A 14,975-nucleotide genomic window follows, 5' to 3' on the forward strand; every position below is an offset into this window, starting at 1 on the left:
TTCGAGTATATTGTCTAACTGAAATTGTTGCAAATTTGGACGAGTTTCAAAATGATATAAATGGTAAAAAGAACTTAATAAGCCAATTGCTTTAGTTAGATATTTTCCTACATTATCTTGCAAATCTAGACTGTATTCTCCTGTCTGGAGATCAATATCAGTCGAAGAATTACTGCCTATTGGTAATTGCAATGGTAAAAACTTCAAATCTAAACTTGTATATCTATCCTGTTGTTGTGGAAATAAATTCCAAAAAGTAACATGAGGATAAATTCTTTGGATATTGTATTGTTGTGTATTAACTCCTTGAATTGTTCCATGTATCAAAATAATCGGAATATCTGATAAGTTACTATAAATATAGTTTACATCCCGATCTGTATAATACAAAGGTCGCTTCAAATAACCATCTTGTTTAGATGCTAAGTTTTTCCAAGAGGCTTGGAGATAAGAATTATTGAAAGCATTGCGGAAATCTACATAGCCACCTTTATCGTTTAACTCTATAGATTTAGTATCATCCCAAAAAGGCGATACTAAAATAATTGGCAATTTTGTTTCCTCATATAACGCCTTTAGTCTTTCGTGAGTTGTCTCTGTCCCATCTAAAAAGGGGCTGTTTGCGTATTCTGAGTTTAAAACCTTTAAAGCTCTATTTGTTGCGATAGAGTAACTTGCCCTTAAATGCTCAATAATTTGCTGTTCATTAATTCTAATTTCAGAATTTGCGAGAGATTTAATAAGACTGTATTCGGTTTCTTCTTGGAGTTCTTCTAACCGAAGCCGACTTGCTTGGGTCATTTCCTCCAACCGAAGCCGACTTGCTTCGGATTCTTGATAGATGTCAATGAACTTACCAAGAATATCACCAACAGTCTTAACAACAACTTCTGCTACAGATGAAGTGAGTAGTGTTGTAAATATCGGTTCTACCATACTTTTCCACCATGCAACTAACCTTTCTCCTTATTAAACACTATATTTACAGCAATTTTCGGAATTTTTCGGAGTAATCAATCATTTTTTCTATGAGCTTATGGAATTTCACAAGCAGTAAGTAATTGGACAAAATTAATTACACAAAAATTGGGCTGAAATCCTTGACTGGCAAAGAATTGGTCAATAATCAATATGTCATTATTTCTGTCTTGGTACTTATGTACTCCCAGTTTTAAACGCAACTTATTATCTGACATTTATAACCTTACTTTCAAATTCAATTGAACATTTTAAACTTTATTATCGTTGACAGCTTTTTCCTGGATTACTTCTTCAATCTCTGCCAGTTTCTTGCGAAGGACTTCCTGAAACTCCATTAATTGCGAAACCTCAACTTTCTTCAACGCGTCCCCAGAAACTTTATACAAAGAGCGTGTTGCCGTAGTCATTGGTTTAACTTGTTTTTCGATTTTTTCAGCGTCCGTACTTTGTAAGGAGATCGCCTCAGTTACTAATTGCCGTGTTTTTTGCACAGATAATTTTTCTGCTAACACCTTTTGCGTGACGTTGATTCTAATTTCTTCTGCTTCTAATTCTGGCACTCCCAAATTTTTTGCTGACAGTTTTTGTAACGCTATGGCATGAACACCTTTAAGACCAGAAGACCTAATTGCAGCTTTCAAGTCTTCCGCTAAAGAAAGCATAGGAAAAATATTGGCATCAATAGAAGCGGGATTGAGTTGTAAATCTAAAAGTACAGTGAAAATTGCCGCTTCGCGTTCATCTAAGTCCAAAACAGCTAAACCTTGTTGTTGTTCTTCCGGTGTTACCGTAATCAGTCCAACAACAGAATTCATTCGTTTTTGTGCATTCAACCGTCGTACTACCGTTGAGAGAATCCGGGGAATATCTTGAGGTTCTAAACCAGTATTAATTGCCAACTCCCGCACAATAGCTTCAGCTTTATCCAGAGGATTGAGGTCTTCCCGATGTAAAGAAGTAATTAAAGCTTTACGGTGCAAAGCATCAGGTTCAGGAATAATCACAGCTTGCAGATTTTCCCAACCCAAATTTTTAGCACTGCGCCAACGTCGTTCACCATCAAAGATAACTAAGTGTTCCCGTTGAATTAAAATAATTGGTTCTAGTTGTCCATCTGATACCAGAGAACGAGACATAGACTCAATACTTTCTGATAAAAATGTTTGTCTCGGTTGCTCTGGGTTGGCTTGAATTTTTTCTAAAGAAATAGATTGGATACCTGATTGTGACTGAAGTTGCGCTCTGAGAGTTTGTAGCTGTATTTCTAACTCACTTGATCCTTGAGAGCGAAGTTCTTCTATTTCGGCTTTTAGGCGTTGAATTTCTGCCTCAGCTTCTGATAATTGTTGGGATTGCTTTGCGCCTGAAAAATAGTTCGTGAGGTCAGGAGATTTACGAGTGGTCATAAATTAGCACAGATTTAATTTGCACATTGAGACAATGATTGAGCAGGGGAGAGGATTTAAAACTTGTAGCCAAAATCCAAAAGGTACAACTTTTGGGTGCGACAGATTAGTTAAACTTTCACGCTTTCTTTACTCTTGCTGCCAATTAAAGTGGCTAATTTTGAAGCAATTTCTTTAAAGTCATCCTTTGCTTGATGACTGGGGCGGTGAATAGCTAATGGTAATCCTTGTCCACTGGCGTTAACAAATTCAGCACTATCCCGAATTTCTGAAAAAGCATGGATATTCATCTGCTCTAACTGAGATGGTAATGCAGCCAACATTTGTCTATGTGCTGCACGTCGAGCATCATATTGGTTGGGAACAAAGCCGAGAATTTCTGGTGTGGGTTTTAAGCGTAAATGCTTGCAATGGTAGTAATACCATTCCAGTAAATGAGCCGCTCCTTGAATGGATTTTGGCTCTAGCTGGACAGGGATAATTATGTGTGTACTGGCTGCTAGTGCCATTAAAGGTAAGGGACCCAGGGTAGCTGGACAATCAAAGATCATCAAATCATGTTCTAGAGGATAGTCTGTTAGGCGATCGCCTAATAAATAAGCTCCTCGTTTGTGTAAAACTAATTCATCTGCTGTTTGGGTGAGAACCATACCACCCTGACAAATAACTACTTTATCGGTGTGTTCACTCCAGCAGGGTGTCAACGGCCAGTTACCATCAAAATTCTCTTTGAGGACAGCAGCTAAAGTATGTTCTGGTTCTGGTTGATTTAAACCACAAAACAGTGTCAGCGACCCTTGCGGGTCAAGGTCAAACAGTGCTACGTTATACTTGCGTTTTGCCAGAGCATGAGCTAGATGGACAGAAAGGGTTGTCTTACCACTTCCTCCGGCATTACTTATTACAGCTAATCTAATTTGCATGACTATTTTTTTGATGTTATGTGAGTATCATATATCGGATTTTCTACATCATATATTGATATATGATTTAAGAATATATTAGAGTTGTTGGGCAATAACCCTTAAAATCCTTTAATTCCTTTCCCGGAAAGCATTTCAGCGATTTTCACTATCTATTTTCTAACAAGTCTAATATTTATTCTATTTGCATCATATATCAATATATGAGAATTAACCGAATCTTGAAACAGAAATTTTCTCTGTTGCTGTAACCTGTAGACTATTGCTCAAAACATGGGTTAAAAAAATAACAATTCCTACATCTATCATTGAAGTCATAGCCTAGCACTGATAAGTGAAAAAAATTATCTGCCCACAGAAAAAAAATACCTCTGGCAAAGTAGCCAGAAGTAAGATCATTAAAAGGGAATGTGAGAAATATTAGTATTCCGAGAATGTCCGTTGTTAGATGCTGTAGCTACACCAGCACCAACTAACTGTTGAGTATTTTCCTGTGGAGTTGCTTGAACAACAGGTGTAGCAGTTGGTATAGGATTCCGATTACCAGTGGTAGTGCAGATGAACGTGCGGATAACCAAGGCAGTTTTCTTTTCCTTATATCCCTTACCGCTATCCACCACGTTAATATCCAAATAACCCATAGCGATACCAGTAGCATTAATTCCAGATTCAGCAATGGAAACTGCGGCTGCTCCTTTGGTTCTGTAGGGAATTGTGTCTTCCACTACGCCATCTTTTGAATAATAGGAGAAAACACATTCACCATAGACAATCTTTACACCTTGACTGTCAAAAGCTTCATCAATAGTGAGGAGTCGAATGGTTTGAGTTGAGTTAATCATGGTCTATTCCTTGTGATGAAATTGTCAATTGTTCATTAAAATTGCGCTTTGCGCTTTTCAACCACAACATCCCACAGACAAAATTGATGCTGCGGGATGTGGTTAGTTTTCTAGAAATTGGCGTTAATTATGGAATCTTGGTCTTCACTGGTTTCATTTGAGTCCTTACGTTGAGCAGAACTGATCAGTTCTAGATTGCTGACACGAATGATGGGTTTTTGTCTGGGTTCGTCTGTGTTTTTGTCTATCCATCTGTCGAAGACTATTTCACCGGTGATACCAATAGTCGAACCTTTTTGAACCCAGTCTGCTGCTACTTGTGCAATATTTCCCCAAAGTTCTAAATCAAACCAGAGGGGATTTTCACTTCTGTAGGGAGGTTTGACAGCAAGAGTCAAGGATGTTTTCATTGCACCTGATTCAAAATAGCGAACATCAGGTGTTTGACCAACGCGACCAACTAAATCAACTTTATTGACGTATTGCTGAGTCATATTATTTTCCTTGGGTAATCAATGTTTTTCACGGTATTAGCGCGATAGCGCATTCTTGGTTATGCAACTAAACGAATGATTTGCTAAAGGCTGATTTGAGGCTTTTTGGGATACAAGCCCACTGATTGCGCCTAGCGCATTGATTACTTGTTGCATTGGGGAAAAACTGCGTAAAAAATAACCCCAAATCTGCTAGAGATTTGAGGTTGATGACTATTACAAAATTTGTTCTTTGGTTGCTAAACCATGCAGTTTGGTTACTAATTTCTCTTCTTTCATGCGAGAGAAACCAGGGATTTTGTGCAATTTAGCTAACTCCTTTAGTCTTTTTAGAGTTAGTGATTGCAAATCTTCCAAACTTGCTAACTCTGGAGAATTGGGAATATTTGTTACTTCTGAGGAAGAGTGATCAGGTGTAGGAGAATCACTGGAATCGGTGATTAGTTCGGCTCTATCGCAGGGAATAATATCATTACTGTCACTGCTATGATCAATATCATCACTCACCACAGTTACAGTATCGTTACTAGCTTCACTAGGAGTATCATCTGTTGAGGAAGTAGATTCAGGTAATTCTGGTAAGGCGATCGCATCCACTACTGAGTTATCCTCAATATCTTCGTTTAAGATAGGCACTGTATTAGCACCATCTTCACTAGGAGTATCATCTGTTGAGGAATTAGATTCAGATGATGTTGGTAAAGCGATCGCTTCCGGGACTGAGCTATCCTCAATTTTTTCGTTTATGTTAGGTACTGTATTAGCACCATCTTTACTAGGAGTATCATCTGGTGGTGTAATAGATTCAGGTGATTCAGGTAAAGCGATCGCATCTGCTACTGAGTTATCCTCAATCTCTTCGTTTACGGTAGGCGTTGTATTACTACCTGTTTCACTAACAGCATCATCTGGTGACGGAGTGCTTTCAGAGGGTGAAGTAATTGCATCACTACTGTTGAGCTTAGGAGTTTCTGTTTCCCCACTTGTGTAACTGAGAATTTGCTCAATACTGGCTACAGTAGGTTCTTTCAAAACGGTGATTCTGTGGAAATTTCCCACTTTCCTAACAGAGATTCTTGCTCCAGCCGTGCGGAGTTTTGTTGTCAAGTCATTGAGTAGGAGAAATGCTACATCCAATTGACGGTAATTATTGATAATGGCACTCATGGTTTTTTGTTTGATTTAGTTCACCACAAGAGCGCATAGCGCAATCCTTTTGTCCAAAAATGTTGTTTGGTTTGGTATCTTTGATGATGTTTAGACAGATTGCGTTAAAAATGTAGTTTTTGGTGTTAGTCAGGAAATAATAAAACTTCCCATACCAATCGAGGAGAGGCCATTTTCAACAGCGAGTTTTTGGCATCTTCCAGTTTTAACAGCCAATTGTGATCACTGAGAAATTCTTTCCAGCAATATTGCAGGTAATCTATCAACCATAGTTGTTGATGAAAATCTAATTGCACCTCAATATCTTTGGCGATACTTAACGCTGTTAACAGATCGCTAGGTGGTTGAATTAGTTGTTGCAAAATTGATTGTGGGATAGATTGGAGTTGATCATGGTAAGCGATTGCGCCGAGCGCAGTGCCGCAGGCAATCGCTATTCCAGGAGAACCACCGGCAAACCGTATAACATTTTGGTGATTGAGAATTTCAGAACGTCCCACATTTTCTAAAACTGTGGTCATTTGGGCGTTGTTTAGTCGCTGGAAAGGAATCAGTTGACAACGGCTGGTAATTGTAGCCAGTAACCTTTGGGGTTGGGATGAAATGAGGATAATAGTGCCGGATATTGGCTCTTCCAAGGTTTTCAGGAGTGCATTAGCAGCAGTGGGTTGCATTCTTTCAGCATTTTCTACCACCACAATTTTGTAAGGTGCAATTAGAGGGGAGGTGGCCAGAAATTGGGTGATTTCTCGAATCTGCTCAATTCTAATTTGGGATGGAGATTTTCGCAGCACCCCAGAAGCTGCTATTTCACTTTCACTTAACAACTGTTTTTGGTGTAGGTATGTTGGTTCAACCCATAAAATATCAGGACAGTTAGCTAGGTTTTGGATGTTGAAAATTTCAGCGATAAAGCATTTAGCAGCTAAAGATTTTCCTACTCCGTCTGCTCCAGTAAACAAATACGCGGGGACAATTCGGTTGTGTATAATTGCACCTTTGAGTAAAGATACTGCTAAATTTTGACCAATGATTTTTGATAACTGCCAGTTTTCTGCAATTGGCTGTGTAGATTCGGAATCTATACTTTGAGAAGGTTCAGAAACAGAAAGGTCTGTTGTAAGATGAAGTAGATCAAGTTGCTTCATTTTTTGAGTTTTGGAAATTGTTGATTAGACATCTCCAGAAATTTAATCTCCCTCCAAGAACCGGAGCGTTTTAGGTTAAATTTCCGAGGTGTTTATTGCATTTGCAAGAAGTAATACCTACGAACAAAGTTTGATAATTTGAGTTTGCAAGGCGAGTTTTTCATCTACACCAGATTTGAGCATTAGCTCTAGTTCCAACAGCATTTTCAAACTATTTTTCAGCCTGTTTACACAACAATTAGCAACCTCTTGGCGGATGTAATACAAGCGTTTGGGATTTTTCACGTCTGCGAGTTGGACTATTGTATTGTTGTCTTGACACCCGGTGATGATCATCTGTTTGACTGTTAGCCAAGTGCGAAAGGTAGTAGTCAGGGTAGCGGTAATCTTTAAAGCTGGTTCGTTACAGTTAATTAAGCGTTCAACAAATTCTAATGCTTGAGCAATGTTTCCCAAGCGAATGGCGTTGGCTAGTTGTAAACTATTAGCAGCACTTTCTGAGATTAATTCTTTCACCATATCCCCATTGACTGTTTTACCCAAAGCATAGGTTTTGAGCTTTTCTAGTTCGGTGAATATGAGTTGTGTATGATTGCCTGTGTAATCAATCAATACTGTGTAGGCATCGGTGGTGAGTGTTACACCTACTTCGTCAGCTAAAGTACGAGCTTGCTGTATTAATGCTTGGGTTTGCCATTGGGGAATGAGAGGAAATTCTTGTACCTGTGCGTACTCCAGTAGGAGTTTGACGGATTTATTTCTCGCGTCAGGTTTGTGAGTGTTAGTGATAAGGAGGGTATTTGTTGAGGGAATTTTGGGGAGAATGGACTCCAACTGCAACAAAATTTCTTTTGAACAAACTCCCAGTAATGTGCTGTTGGGCAAATGTACTAATCGTCCTCCACTCCCAACTGGTGGTGTCATGATATCGGATAATGCTTGAGGAATGGTTTCTTTAGATTCTGGGGGGTATTCTGTATAGTTGAAGTTTGCCCATTGTTGATCTAGAGTGTGGGTTTTTAGTTGTTTGATGGTGCGAGTTAGAAAGAATTCGTTTTCACCAAAGTACAGGTATGTTGGCATAGTAGTACGGCAATTGTATTGCCTTTTGTGAGCGTAAGCTCCTAACGCACTATGCCTAGGGGGTCAAAATTTGCCCTTCATCGAAAGACGGCTGACGTTTGGCAGGTCTTGAACGCTATGACAGTCCAAAATCGTTAATATCTGCCCCTGCACGGAACATAATGTATTTCCCTACCACCTTTGTGTTCACTTGGAAAAATATCCTCAAACAACTTCCATTCTAAGGGGAGCAACGCGATTTTGTGAGGTGTGAAAAATTGGTAATATATTTTACGTGATTTGTTGGCGATCGCTACTTAGAAAAGCCAAAAACATGGAACTTCGACCTCTGTTTATTGACAATAAGCCCTGGTAATTGACACAGAAAATCCGATCTCACAAAATCGCGTTGCTCCCCCATTCTAAATTCTAAGTCGCTTAATCCTTTAAATTGCTCAGACATCTACTCTTTCTTTTTGAGAAGCAGATTACATATTCTTGTATTAGTGGCATAAGTTCATCTATCTACCCTTGGCTAAGTCAGCATAAATGAAAATCTCTACAGCCAAAATTATTAAAAGTACAAGTTCAATAACCCCAAGAATATTTACAACTACAGGAGCATTTGATACTAGAATCCAAAAAGTTATCAATGCAATTATACCCGAAAGCACAAAAGTTATTTCATCGATAATTAATTGCTCTATCTTGCGGCGTTTACGACGGTTATCACTTCTGTGTGCTGTTTCCCAGCCAAATATGGATTCAATCTCTGGATTACCAGTGTTTTCTTTAATTTTTTCTGCTAGCGTTAGGCGAATATATCTGCCAATAGCTGAAATTTTTTCGTCATTAACAAGATAATTCCAGCCCAAAATGAGAGAAACCCAAGGAATTACAAGTAATGCATAATAATTGGCTTTATTGGAAACTGTAAATGAAACAACTGCACCAAATACGCCTAGTGTCACATAAAGCAGATTATCCCTAAAGCCTATTCTTTGCGATTGCTCTTCCTTGAGTTTTTCGTATTCTTGAAGATAAACTTCTAACATTGATTTTTGATCACTCATAGTATTGTCCTAGTTGATAATTTTCATCAACTCCTTCAGAATCGAAGTTTCTTTGATCAACTTATATTCTTAAAGGGGTGTAGAGTTTATTGTGGCAAATTAAACAAAAACTGTCACAATAGGAAAATAGCTCTAATTTTATACAATATGCTAATCCTAAACAATGCATTGTGCCATTATCTCGATTCCTATTCCTGTTGAATATCAACCAGGGGCTTAAAATCTAAGCAACCTCATAAATACTCTAGAATCGTCAAAATTGTTAATTAAGTTGATCAATTATTTGGGTACAGCGTCCCTAACAGTGTGACTATGAGAAACAACTCCGTTGATTTTGCTATCATTACAGCACTCAGAATTGAGAGGGATGCAGTACGTGAGCGCCTAGATAATCATGAAGTAGTACAGGAAGATTTTGAGCCTCTTACGTATTATTATGGGCGTGTTAGCATTCCAGGCTCAACTGAATATTATACAGTAGTCCTCGTTGCATTATTGGGTATGGGTAATAACGAAGCTGCTGTGGCAACTACTAGACTACTCCAACGTTGGGAACCAGTTAACGTAATTATGGTAGGAATTGCTGGTGGTGTGCGTGGCAAGCTAGAACTGGGAGATGTCGTGGTATCAACGTTATGTTACTACTATGAGATGGCGAAGTTGACTACTGAGGGCAACCAGAGTCGGTCGGAACAGTTCCTTTGCGATCGCCTACTTTACGGTCGCGCTTATGCATACGAGGCAAGTGAGTGGAAAGGGCAGATAAACGTGCTGCGTCCAGGAACTGTACAAATACAAAATGCCTTGCCAGAGGTACATTTTGCTCCTATCGCCAGTGGAGAAAAAGTAATTGCTGACGCAGAAACCGTGCCACGCTTGCTCCAGGATTGCCCAAAGCTCCTCGCTATAGCAATGGAGGGTGCTGGAGTAGCACGGGCAGCGGCAAACCATACTAATCCTCCTCGTTTTCTAGAAATTCGGGGCATAAGTGATTTTGCTGATGACCAAAAAAATGATAATTGGCACAGCTATGCTGCCAATGCAGCAGCAGCCTTTACAATCGGGTTATTACGCTCCCGACCGATTCCACCACTGGCTGCGGCAAAAACTGCCAAAACCTCTGAAGCACCACTATTATTAATACTCCGTGCTCAATCTTTGCGACAGATAGCACCAGATGAAGTAATCAAAAGTTTTGGGGATGAACTGAAGGGACGTGAGGTGGAAACAGCCGTATTAGATTTCACTGATTTAGTAGCAAATGGAGTATTTACTAGCCCGGAAATTGCCGTTCAGCGCATAACCGAACCGCAAGGAGTATTATTTGGAACACTTGCACGACGTGGTGAAGCAGAATTAGTGTTCCACGGTATCGTACACATACCCTTGGCTATCTTAGCTGGTCATCTTATTACAGACCGCCAGCCTGTTAAGTTTTTTGACTTTCACCCTAGTCCAGGCTCAAATACTTGGTCATGGCCGGGAGATGGAGAAGAGTTTCCTCCTATGGATGTACAGGGTTTACCTGAGACACAACTGAGGCACACAGGTGATGTAGTAATTCGCATAACTGTGAGTTATGAAGTGTTAGCCGAACAAACTCGTAAAGTTGTTCCAGAAGGAGCAATTGAAGTGGATTTGAAATTACCACCTCAGAGAAGTATTGTACGTAGCGAAAATCAGGTGCGCGAATACGGACAGGTGTTTCGACGCACAATGGATTTAATTACCCAACGAATACCTAACGTGAATAGGGTTCATCTCTTTTACGCTGGACCGGTATCACTAGCATTCCACATTGGACAGCAAATTTCGGAGAATATCCATCCACCTGTAATAGTGTGGAATTTCCACCGGGGTTATGACTGGGCTATTGACTTGGCAGCAGCGTATGTTGGTGAACAATGTGTTATCCGACCCTCAGAAACATAATTGCAAAACAACAAAAGTAATTGCCCTTGCTATCAACAAGAGTTAGAGTGGCGGTCTTTTGCATTGAATACAACTAACCGAAAAATTATATCAAATCCGTTTGTATCGGGATCATTCCCTGAATAAATCTCTATCTTTGCGCTCTCTGCGTCTGAAGCGGTTTATTTAATTATTCAGATGCTACCATATCTGATATTACTACTATCTTTAGTACGGTTTTTACTACTAGTACAATGGTTCGATTTTAAAAAAATTAAACTACAATGTAATAACTTAATACAAGCGATAATTTGTTTTTAGTTTAACTCAGATATTTCATCTGTAAAAGCTGTGATAAGAATAGTTTTAAAGGATAATATAAAATTCATCTATATATGCTAATGATTCATTAAATAAAGTTATTATTAATTACCTTAATGATGCTAAAACCTATAACGAACATCATTAAATTTATTCCAATTTGACTAAATTAAGGGATAGCAGATTAGGCAACGAATATGCCTAATAACTCAATAGGCACGTATTACAGATATGACTTATAAGGAGTAAAAAATAAAAACTATGGCAAATTTACAGAGCCAGATGTGCCAGTTTCACGAGGAAATTAAGCTCAAGCGCTTCGATGAAAATGAACTACTTCGAGAAAAACGAGATCGCATTCTCAACCGCCTCGGTCAAGGATTGAAAAAAATCTTTGAAAGTGAAGGTCTAAAACCACCAAAGTATGAATATTTTGACCAGGGTAGCTATGCAATGGGCACTGGTACCAAACCAGTTGATGGTCATTATGATATTGACACGGGGATACAGTTCAAAATTTCTAAAGATGACTATCCAGACCCTGTAAACGTCAAAGAATGGGTATACCTTGCTTTGAATGGACATACTAAACAAGTTGAAATCCGACGACCATGCGTCACAGTATTTTACCAACAAGATGGCGAACCCATTTATCACGTTGATCTAGCAATTTACTCAGATAAAGACTGTAACTCAGATGGCAAAATGTATTTAGCCAAGGGGAAGTTGAATTCTGTTGCGGAACACAGATTTTGGCAAGAATCTGACCCTCAAGCTTTAATCAATCTGATTAAGAATCGCTTTTTAGACAGAGATGATGATAAACAATTTCGCCGCACAATTCGTTACCTGAAACGCTGGAAGGATGTGAAATTCTCTAGTGACGGAAACGCAGCACCCATAGGGATTGGCATTACCCTTGCAGCTTACTATTGGTTCAACCCAGTTTACACTCGTGACTCGTTTACAAATAAAAGAAGTGATGACGATTTAGAAGCCCTGCGGCACTTTGTCAACGCTATACTTACTCAGTTCCAAAATGTATACTCCAACGGCAATATAGTTAAACGGTTGACAGTAAACTTGCCTGTCTCTCCCCATTGCGACTTGTTTGAGAAAATGACCCCTAATCAAATGGCAGACTTTCAGGAGAAATTGGAAATTCTGCTAGAAGCCATTGAGGAAGCACAACAAAAAGCAGACCCTGTAGAAGCTTGCGAAATCCTTCAAAAACAATTTGGAAAAGACTTTCCCATACCCAGTCGAAAAGACACCGCACAAAAACGCCCACCAGCTATTATTTCCTCTAGTGCTTCGGCTTAAATGCTGGATATAGAAACCCAACTCAACATCCTTGCGAACCTCAACCTAACACAACTTTGTTGTTTGCATCTGGCTCGCCTTCTACCTGAAGATGAACTGAATAACTTCAAAGACCGCAAAATAGTATGGGCAATTGAGGGACAAGTAGCTATAGAAGGCAAAAACGTGACGTTATGCGTTGGAGTTGATAGTAACTTTTTCCTTTCTTTGCCAAAAGTATTTCTACGTCCGCCAAATGCCCTTGGCTTCATTCCACACTTAGAAGAAGACGGTTACGTTTGCTATTTGGATTCTGAGGGGCTACTTCTCAATAGAGAAGACCCCACTGGCATTCTTTGTGATGCAATAAAAAAAGCCGTTGATGTTCTGCAAGCTGGTGTCAGTGGCAGGAATCAATCAGATTTCATGAACGAGTTTGGAACATACTGGCGACAGATTAGTTCCAAAACCATGCTTACGTTTTTACCTGCTGACGATGTATTACGCAAAATATTTGTCTACACAAATAACAAAAAATTAGAACTTGCTGCCGACGAAATTAGTACGGTCAAGGCATACTTTAATACTGAAGGTCAAGGGCTAGATTTCTTAACAAGACGTACAGCTTTATACATTCCACTCAAAGAAGACACATTTATAATTCCACCCCGACCAAATCACCCCTGGAGTACCGAAGAAATAAAAACGATTGTTAGAAAGAACTTGTCTGAGGACAATCGTCGGTTACTACAACATTTAGGAAAAAAGTGGAAATCCGAAGAACTGGTTATCCTTGGGTTCCCGCGTCCCCGTGGGGGAATTACACTCGTTGGGCTTCAATTTTCTGGTGTTGCTGGTGGTCACCCTCTTTTATCTGGAAGAGTACAAAATCTCCCAGTGCCAATTAATATTCAACGCTGTGACCCTAACTATCTGCTCCGAAGAGGCGGCGGTCAGGACGAATTCAGTAACTTTCGGGTTCTTGTTGTTGGATGTGGTGCAGTTGGCGGCTACGTAGCCCTTGCGCTCGTACAGTCAGGTATCAAGCACCTAACACTTGTAGATCCCGATATTTTCCAATTAGAAAACACATTTCGACACGTTTTAGGCAAGAAAGCCGAAGGTCAACCCAAGGTTACTGCCCTTAAAGAAGAGATTGAAAGCAAATACCCCTACTTGTCTATTAACACACACCAAAAGTACATCCAGGATGCCATCAGGGAAGGACTGATTGATTTGTCCAGTTTTGATTTGGCAATTTTTGCTACAGGCAATCCCACCGTCGAACTTTATGCCAACCGCTTATTGCATCAACTAGCAGAGAAACCTATAACCGTATTTACCTGGCTAGAACCTCATGGAATTGGGGGACATGCTTTACTTACTCGCCCCGGTAAACCAGGTTGTTTGCAGTGCCTTTTTACTTCAGCAACTGCAACAGATACCCCCCTTCAGAATAAATCTGCTTTTGCAGCTTATGGTCAATCTTTTGGCAAAGATGACCTGGGGTGCGGAAGTTTATATACACCATACACTGCTTTAGACGCGCAAAAAACATCTGAATCGGCAGTTAGACTGGCACTCGACGCATTAAGTGAGCGCGAACAGAGTAACCCTATATTATCGTGGAAAGGAAATGATAATAATTTTGTTGCCGCAGGTTTTCAAGTGTCTCCTCGCCACCAGCTAAGTTCTGACCAATTACACGCAAGTAGGTACAGTTATATTAATTCTCTATGTCCCGTTTGTGGAAAACAAGGGGTATGAAATCGCCTATCTTTACTAAATCAGACGGAAGTAAACTCGAAATCAGTGTTCATGCGTTGTCATGTATGCTGGCATTCGTTCAAGATGATCGACACAAACCTGAAGCAGGGGGAGTGTTAATTGGACGGTACATCCGCGATAGTACTGATATTGTTATTGATGAAGCAACAGTTCCAATGGAAGGAGATCACAGGCGACGATTTAGCTTCTGGCGTACTCGCCAACCTCACCAGCAAGCACTCGACCAGGCTTGGTTAGAAAGTGGAGGTACAAGTACTTATTTGGGAGAATGGCACACCCATCCTGAAGATATTCCTGAACCTTCAGAGATTGATCTCAAAAATTGGCAGTCTCGGCTCAAAAAAGATATTTTTAGCGGAGATATTTTATTTTTTATTATTATCGGCATTAAATTTTTACGTGTTTGGGAGGGTAATAAAACGACTTTGATTTTCCACTTGGTGAGTGATTTGAATTTTATGAATAAAAACAATATTTAGGAATGTGAATTAAATAAAATACAACTCTTAATCAATACTATTGCCAAAACCCTGGAACCCTATTGATATCGTCACAAT

The 14,975-nt window shown here is 39.6% G+C and carries 14 protein-coding genes; 4 read left to right on the forward strand and 10 right to left on the reverse strand.

The window, feature by feature from the left end; translation table 11 throughout:
- The 10 genes from IQ228_RS08650 to IQ228_RS08695 form a co-directional block, all read right to left on the reverse strand.
- The coding region (locus IQ228_RS08650) for a hypothetical protein (RefSeq protein WP_193962648.1) at positions 1–936 on the reverse strand (936 nt) is incomplete at its 3' end.
- Positions 937–1,034: 98 nt separating this feature from the next.
- A complete protein-coding gene (locus IQ228_RS08655; protein WP_193962649.1) occupies positions 1,035–1,196 on the reverse strand; it encodes a hypothetical protein in 162 nt (53 codons plus the stop codon).
- Positions 1,197–1,229: 33 nt separating this feature from the next.
- Positions 1,230–2,387 carry a ParB/RepB/Spo0J family partition protein gene (locus IQ228_RS08660; protein WP_193962650.1) on the reverse strand — a complete coding sequence of 386 codons (1,158 nt, stop codon included), beginning with the start codon at positions 2,385–2,387 and terminating at the stop codon, positions 1,230–1,232.
- A gap of 110 nt (positions 2,388–2,497) precedes the next feature.
- Positions 2,498–3,310, reverse strand: a complete 813-nt coding sequence (locus IQ228_RS08665; RefSeq protein ID WP_193962651.1) for a ParA family protein — start codon at positions 3,308–3,310, stop codon at positions 2,498–2,500.
- A 398-nt stretch (positions 3,311–3,708) separates the two neighbouring features.
- The gene (locus tag IQ228_RS08670) at positions 3,709–4,152 is read right to left on the reverse strand and encodes a hypothetical protein (protein ID WP_193962652.1); all 444 of its coding nucleotides are present in this window, start codon (positions 4,150–4,152) and stop codon (positions 3,709–3,711) included.
- Between the two features lie 110 nt (positions 4,153–4,262).
- On the reverse strand, positions 4,263–4,646 hold the full coding sequence (gene ssb, locus IQ228_RS08675) for a single-stranded DNA-binding protein (RefSeq protein WP_193962653.1): 384 nt from the start codon (positions 4,644–4,646) through the stop codon (positions 4,263–4,265).
- Between the two features lie 216 nt (positions 4,647–4,862).
- Positions 4,863–5,813, reverse strand: coding sequence for a hypothetical protein (locus tag IQ228_RS08680; protein WP_193962654.1), 951 nt, complete (start codon positions 5,811–5,813; stop codon positions 4,863–4,865).
- A 125-nt stretch (positions 5,814–5,938) separates the two neighbouring features.
- Positions 5,939–6,961 carry a DNA polymerase III subunit delta' gene (locus IQ228_RS08685; protein ID WP_193962655.1) on the reverse strand — a complete coding sequence of 341 codons (1,023 nt, stop codon included), beginning with the start codon at positions 6,959–6,961 and terminating at the stop codon, positions 5,939–5,941.
- 117 nt (positions 6,962–7,078) lie between these two features.
- The gene (holA, locus tag IQ228_RS08690; RefSeq protein ID WP_193962656.1) at positions 7,079–8,044 is read right to left on the reverse strand and encodes a DNA polymerase III subunit delta; all 966 of its coding nucleotides are present in this window, start codon (positions 8,042–8,044) and stop codon (positions 7,079–7,081) included.
- Between the two features lie 500 nt (positions 8,045–8,544).
- Positions 8,545–9,096, reverse strand: a complete 552-nt coding sequence (locus tag IQ228_RS08695) for a hypothetical protein (RefSeq protein ID WP_193962657.1) — start codon at positions 9,094–9,096, stop codon at positions 8,545–8,547.
- Between the two features lie 312 nt (positions 9,097–9,408).
- Here IQ228_RS08695 and IQ228_RS08700 point away from each other — a divergent pair, with 312 nt between their 5' ends.
- The 4 genes from IQ228_RS08700 to IQ228_RS08715 all read left to right on the forward strand — a co-directional run bounded on the left by IQ228_RS08700 (position 9,409) and on the right by IQ228_RS08715 (position 14,897).
- Positions 9,409–11,028 carry an SAVED domain-containing protein gene (locus IQ228_RS08700; RefSeq protein WP_193962658.1) on the forward strand — a complete coding sequence of 540 codons (1,620 nt, stop codon included), beginning with the start codon at positions 9,409–9,411 and terminating at the stop codon, positions 11,026–11,028.
- Positions 11,029–11,589: 561 nt separating this feature from the next.
- Complete coding sequence (locus IQ228_RS08705; protein WP_193962659.1) at positions 11,590–12,651, forward strand: cyclic GMP-AMP synthase DncV-like nucleotidyltransferase; 1,062 nt, start codon at positions 11,590–11,592, stop codon at positions 12,649–12,651.
- Positions 12,652–14,397: an E2/UBC family protein gene (locus IQ228_RS08710; RefSeq protein ID WP_193962660.1), complete on the forward strand. Its 1,746-nt coding sequence runs from the start codon at positions 12,652–12,654 to the stop codon at positions 14,395–14,397.
- Positions 14,394–14,897: a Mov34/MPN/PAD-1 family protein gene (locus IQ228_RS08715; protein ID WP_193962661.1), complete on the forward strand. Its 504-nt coding sequence runs from the start codon at positions 14,394–14,396 to the stop codon at positions 14,895–14,897. The genes IQ228_RS08710 and IQ228_RS08715 overlap by 4 nt, the downstream gene beginning before the upstream one ends.
- The last annotated feature ends 78 nt before the right edge of the window (positions 14,898–14,975 follow it).

The organism is Dolichospermum sp. LEGE 00246 (genome assembly GCF_015207865.1).
Taxonomy (GTDB): Bacteria; Cyanobacteriota; Cyanobacteriia; order Cyanobacteriales; family Nostocaceae; genus Dolichospermum; species Dolichospermum heterosporum.

Coding starts and splice junctions, on each gene's coding strand:
- IQ228_RS08655 (WP_193962649.1), bottom strand. CDS start 1,196: ATGTCAGATAATAAGTTGCGTTTAAAACTGGGAGTACATAAGTACCAA.
- IQ228_RS08660 (WP_193962650.1), bottom strand. CDS start 2,387: ATGACCACTCGTAAATCTCCTGACCTCACGAACTATTTTTCAGGCGCA.
- IQ228_RS08705 (WP_193962659.1), top strand. CDS start 11,590: ATGGCAAATTTACAGAGCCAGATGTGCCAGTTTCACGAGGAAATTAAG.
- IQ228_RS08715 (WP_193962661.1), top strand. CDS start 14,394: ATGAAATCGCCTATCTTTACTAAATCAGACGGAAGTAAACTCGAAATC.
- IQ228_RS08695 (WP_193962657.1), bottom strand. CDS start 9,096: ATGAGTGATCAAAAATCAATGTTAGAAGTTTATCTTCAAGAATACGAA.
- IQ228_RS08680 (WP_193962654.1), bottom strand. CDS start 5,813: ATGAGTGCCATTATCAATAATTACCGTCAATTGGATGTAGCATTTCTC.
- IQ228_RS08670 (WP_193962652.1), bottom strand. CDS start 4,152: ATGATTAACTCAACTCAAACCATTCGACTCCTCACTATTGATGAAGCT.
- holA (WP_193962656.1), bottom strand. CDS start 8,044: ATGCCAACATACCTGTACTTTGGTGAAAACGAATTCTTTCTAACTCGC.
- IQ228_RS08685 (WP_193962655.1), bottom strand. CDS start 6,961: ATGAAGCAACTTGATCTACTTCATCTTACAACAGACCTTTCTGTTTCT.
- IQ228_RS08710 (WP_193962660.1), top strand. CDS start 12,652: ATGCTGGATATAGAAACCCAACTCAACATCCTTGCGAACCTCAACCTA.
- ssb (WP_193962653.1), bottom strand. CDS start 4,646: ATGACTCAGCAATACGTCAATAAAGTTGATTTAGTTGGTCGCGTTGGT.
- IQ228_RS08700 (WP_193962658.1), top strand. CDS start 9,409: ATGAGAAACAACTCCGTTGATTTTGCTATCATTACAGCACTCAGAATT.
- IQ228_RS08665 (WP_193962651.1), bottom strand. CDS start 3,310: ATGCAAATTAGATTAGCTGTAATAAGTAATGCCGGAGGAAGTGGTAAG.